This is a genomic window from Aeromicrobium sp. PFPM2_SD2, assembly GCF_057364525.1.
This window is the reverse complement of the sequence record NZ_JBNFNZ010000200.1, coordinates 1-4,301: the sequence shown is the minus strand read 5'-3', so window position 1 is coordinate 4,301 and position 4,301 is coordinate 1. Positions and strand designations below refer to the sequence as shown.

Below are 4,301 nucleotides of genomic sequence, written 5' to 3'. Positions count from 1 at the left end.
CGCGGCGTAGCCGAGCGCGGCCCTCCCCCGGGCGCGTCGTCGCGGTAGGCGACCACGACCGGCGCGTCCGGCGTGCCCGACGGCGACGTGGACACCGCGAGCACGGGGACGTCCGCGTCCAGCAGCACCTTCTGGGTGACGCTGCCGAGCAGCATCTTGCCCACGGGGCTGCGCTGCCGGACGCCGACGACGATCAGCGAGGCGCCGCGGGCGGCGTCGACGAGGCCGCCGGCCACGTCGCTCACCACCTCCTGACGCACCTCGGACTCGACGCCGGCGTCGGCGAGCTGCTGGCCGATCTGGGCCAGCGCCTCCTCGGAGGCGAACTGCTTGTCGACGAACGAGTCGCCGCGGGTCGCGTTCACGACCAGCAGCCGCTCGCCGCGCACGCGGGCCTGCTCGACCCCGTGCTCGAGCGCCACCTGTCCCAGCGGGTCGGCGCTGTAGGCCACCACGACGGTCATGCGTCCACCCCCATGTCGACGTCCCCTCTCTGGTCGCTGGACCGCGTGCGGGCCTTGTTGCCTACCAGCACCAGCGCGACGAGCACGATCACCACGTACACCACCACGGCCACGGGCTCGCTCCACAGCGTGCTGACGTCGCCCTGGGAGATGGCGAGCGCCTCGGTCAGCTGGGCCTCGACCCGCGGTCCCAGGATGACGCCGATGATGAGCGGCAGCACGGGGAGACCGAAGCGGCGCATCGCCAGGCCGAGCAGCCCGAAGGCCAGCAGCAGCGCCAGGTCGAAGGCCTGGAAGTTGACGCTGTAGGCGCCGAGCGAGGCGAAGAACAGGATGCCCGCGTACAGGTACGGCCGCGGGATCTGCAGCAGCTTGGCCCACAGCGGCGCCATGGGCAGGTTGATGACGAGCAGCAGGAGGTTCGCCACGAACAGGCTGGCCAGCAGGCCCCAGACGAGCTCGGGCTCGTTGTCGAACAGCTGCGGACCGGGCTGGATGCCGTAGCTCTGCATCGCCAGCAGGATGACCGCGGCGGTCGCCGTGGTCGGCAGCCCGATGGCGAGCAGCGGCACGAGCGTGCCGGCGGCGGACGCGTTGTTGGCCGCCTCGGGGCCGGCGACGCCCTCGATGGCGCCGTGGCCGAACTCCTCGGGCCGCTTCGAGAGCCGCTTCTCGGTCAGGTACGACAGGAAGGTCGGCACCTCGGCGCCGCCGGCCGGCAGGGCGCCGAACGGGAAGCCGTACGCGGTGCCGCGCAGCCACGGCTTCCACGAGCGTCCCCAGTCGGACTTGCTCATCCAGGGCTGGCCCACGGGGATGATCTCGAGCGGACGCCGGCGCAGGTGGGCGGCGACCCAGAGGGCCTCGCCGACGGCGAAGATCGCGACCGCGACCACCACGATGTCGATGCCGTCGGCCAGCAGCGGCGAGCCGAACGTGAGCCGCGACTGGCCGGTGACCGTGCCGACCAGGCCGATGGCCAGGCCGAGGAACAGCGCGATGAAGCCGCGCAGCTTCGACGAGCCGAGCACCGTGGTGACGGCCAGCAGCGCCAGCAGCATGATCGCGAAGTAGGACGGCGCGCCGAGCTGCACCACGACGTCCGCGACGCTCGGGGCGAGCAGCACCAGCAGGATCGTGCCGATCGTGCCGGCCACGAACGAGCCGATGGCTGCCGTCGCGAGCGCCTGGGCGGCACGTCCGGCCTTGGCCATCTTGTTGCCCTCGATCGCGGTGATGACCGAGGACGACTCGCCGGGCGTGTTGAGCAGGATCGACGTCGTCGAGCCGCCGTACATGCCGCCGTAGTAGATGCCGGCGAACATGATGAGCGCGCTGCTGGGCGAGACGTTGTAGGTGACCGGCAGCAGCAGCGCCACCGTCATGGCCGGACCGATGCCGGGCAGGACGCCCACGGCCGTGCCGAGCAGCACGCCGAGCACGGCGTAGAGCAGGTTCTCCGGGGTCAGGGCGGTCTGGAAGCCCTCGAGCAGCAGGTCCATCAGAGCACCCCGTCCAGGACGCCGGCCGGGATCGGGATGTTGAGCCCGACGTAGAAGCCGTACCAGGTCAGCAGCGACAGGGCGACGCCGATGGCGACGTCCCGCACCCAGGTGCGGCTGCCCAGCGCCCAGGCCGAGCCGGCGAACAGGATCGCGCCGGTGATCGCCCAGCCGAGCCAGTCGACGAGGGCCACGTTGACCACGAAGACGGCGACGAGCTTGGCGACGGTCACCCAGTCCGAGCCGGCGCTGAGGTCGACGTCCTCGCCCTCCTCGGCCTCGGGCACGTCGCCGCGGGCGGTGGCCACGGCGAGCAGCACGCCCAGCAGCAGCAGGCCGGCGCCCACGACGTACGGCATCGCGTACGGCTGGACGGGCTGGTCGGCGAAGCCGGCGTGCAGGGTCGTGGCGTCCCAGACGACGACGGCGCCGACGACGACCAGGAAGGCCGCGAGCCCGTACTGGGCGGTGTCGACGACCCGGCGGCGCGTGGGCGCGGGGTCGGTGTGCGTGGTGCTCATGCGAGTCCCAGCTCCTTCAGGGTCGTGCGGACGCGCTCGTCCTGCTCCTCGAGGAAGCGGCCGAAGTCGTCGCCGGTGGCGAAGTTGTCGCTCCAGCCGTTGCGCTTCAGCGCCTCCTGCCACTCGTCGGTGGCGTGCATCTCGGTGAGCAGGTCGATGTAGTAGTCGCGCGTCGCGTCGGAGATGCCGGGCGGGGCGAGGATGCCGCGCCAGTTGGTGAAGACCAGGTCGATCCCGGACTCCTTGAGGGTCGGGGCGTCGACGGTCTCGAGCCGCTCCTCGCCGGAGACGGCCAGGACGCGCAGCTCGCCGGCCTCGATCTGGCCCTCGAACTCGCCGAGGCCGGACATGCCGACGTCGATCTTGGAGCCGAGCAGCGCGGTGGTGAGCGGACCGCCGCCGTCGTAGGTGATGAAGTTGACGTCCTTGGGGTCGACGCCGATGGTCTTGGCCAGCTGCATGGGGAACAGGTGGTCCGGACCGCCCGGGGACGAGCCACCGCCGACGGTGACCGAGCGCGGGTCCTTCGTCCAGGCCGCCACGAGGTCGTCGACCGTCTCGAACGGCGAGTCGGCGGGCACGAGGATGCCCTCCTGCTCCTCCACGACGGACGCGATGGGCGTGGCCTTGGCCGGCGTGGCGGACGAGCCGTTCGTGTAGACGGCGCCGACGACGCCCAGGCCCATGGTCATGAGCAGGTCGTCCGCGCCCTCCTCGTTCAGCAGCCGCTGCATGGCCACGGTGCCGCTGGCGCCGAGGACGTTGGTGACCTCGAACCGTCCGGTCAGCTCGTTGGACTGCATGACGTCCGCCGCCGCCCGTCCGGTCAGGTCGTAGCCGCCGCCGGGGCTGTTCGGGATCATCATCCGCAGCCGGCGGTTGGACGGGTCGTCGTCGCCGCGGGTGACGCCGCACGACGTCAGCACCAGCACGCCGGCCAGCGCGACCGCGACCGCCCGCACCGCTCGGCGGGCCCGAGTGCTCGAGAGCATGAGAACCTCCTGTGTCCGACCGATCATGCGCACGACCTGTGTCCTGCGTCACGCTTGCGCACGTAACGGAGGTTGTGTTCGTTGTGGTCCCGAGGCGCTCGCCGCTCCACCCTCGCCGGTCAGCTGCTCCTGCTGCAGCTGGCGGTGATCGCCGTCGTGCTCGGGATCGTCGCTGCGATCTCGGTGCGCCAGTCCACCGCGACGTTCGGCGACGAGCGCGGGTCGCAGATGCGCTCGGTGGCCGAGTACCTGGCCAACGTCGCGGTCGTCCGCAGCCAGGTCGGGGACCCGGACGCGGCCCGCTCGCTGGCCCCGGCGGTGGACCGCGCCCTGCGGCTGTCGGCGCGACCCGGGTCTACGTCGCCGCGTCCGACGGCACCGTCGTCGCGTCGTCCGAGCCCGCTGACGTCGGACGTCCGGCCGACCTCGAGGGCAGCCGGGTGCAGGAGGGACGCGGCTGGAGCGGCGACGTGACGCTCGACGGGGAGCGCGCCGTCGCGGCGCACGCGCCCGTCCTGGACGACACCGGCCGGCTCGTCGGCCTGACCGTCGCCGAGCAGGACTACCCCTCGACGTGGGAGCTGCTGACCGACTCGGCGTCGGACCTGGCGATCTTCCTCGGTGTCGGCGCGGCGCTCGGCGTGGCCGGCTCGTGGCTGGTCTCGCGCATCGTCCGGCGCCGCACGCGGGGCCTGGGCACGCGCGAGATCGCCACGCTCGCCGACCACCGCGAGGCGCTGCTGACTACAGCATCCTGTGAGGGCGTCGTGGCCGTCGGGCGCGAGGGACGCGTGACGCTGCTGAACGACGGCGCCCGCGCGC

Annotated in this window: 5 protein-coding genes; 1 reads left to right on the top strand and 4 read right to left on the bottom strand. The window is 72.4% G+C overall.

Annotation, left to right across the window (positions count from 1 at the left end; all coding sequences use genetic code 11):
- From AC2W7G_RS10165 to AC2W7G_RS10150, 4 genes are all read right to left on the bottom strand, one after another.
- Positions 1-464 (bottom strand): universal stress protein (locus AC2W7G_RS10165; RefSeq protein WP_485868327.1); only part of this gene is annotated, 464 nt, incomplete at its 3' end.
- Positions 461-1,966, bottom strand: coding sequence for a tripartite tricarboxylate transporter permease (locus tag AC2W7G_RS10160; protein ID WP_485868326.1), 1,506 nt, complete (start codon positions 1,964-1,966; stop codon positions 461-463). The genes AC2W7G_RS10165 and AC2W7G_RS10160, both read right to left, overlap by 4 nt.
- The gene (locus tag AC2W7G_RS10155; protein ID WP_485868325.1) at positions 1,966-2,487 is read right to left on the bottom strand and encodes a tripartite tricarboxylate transporter TctB family protein; all 522 of its coding nucleotides are present in this window, start codon (positions 2,485-2,487) and stop codon (positions 1,966-1,968) included. The genes AC2W7G_RS10160 and AC2W7G_RS10155 overlap by 1 nt, the downstream gene beginning before the upstream one ends.
- Positions 2,484-3,479, bottom strand: a complete 996-nt coding sequence (locus AC2W7G_RS10150) for a Bug family tripartite tricarboxylate transporter substrate binding protein (protein WP_485868324.1) — start codon at positions 3,477-3,479, stop codon at positions 2,484-2,486. Before AC2W7G_RS10150 ends, AC2W7G_RS10155 begins: the two co-directional genes overlap by 4 nt.
- Before the next feature lie 11 nt (positions 3,480-3,490).
- Here AC2W7G_RS10150 and AC2W7G_RS10145 point away from each other — a divergent pair.
- Positions 3,491-4,301 (top strand): hypothetical protein (locus tag AC2W7G_RS10145; protein WP_485868323.1); only part of this gene is annotated, 811 nt, incomplete at its 3' end.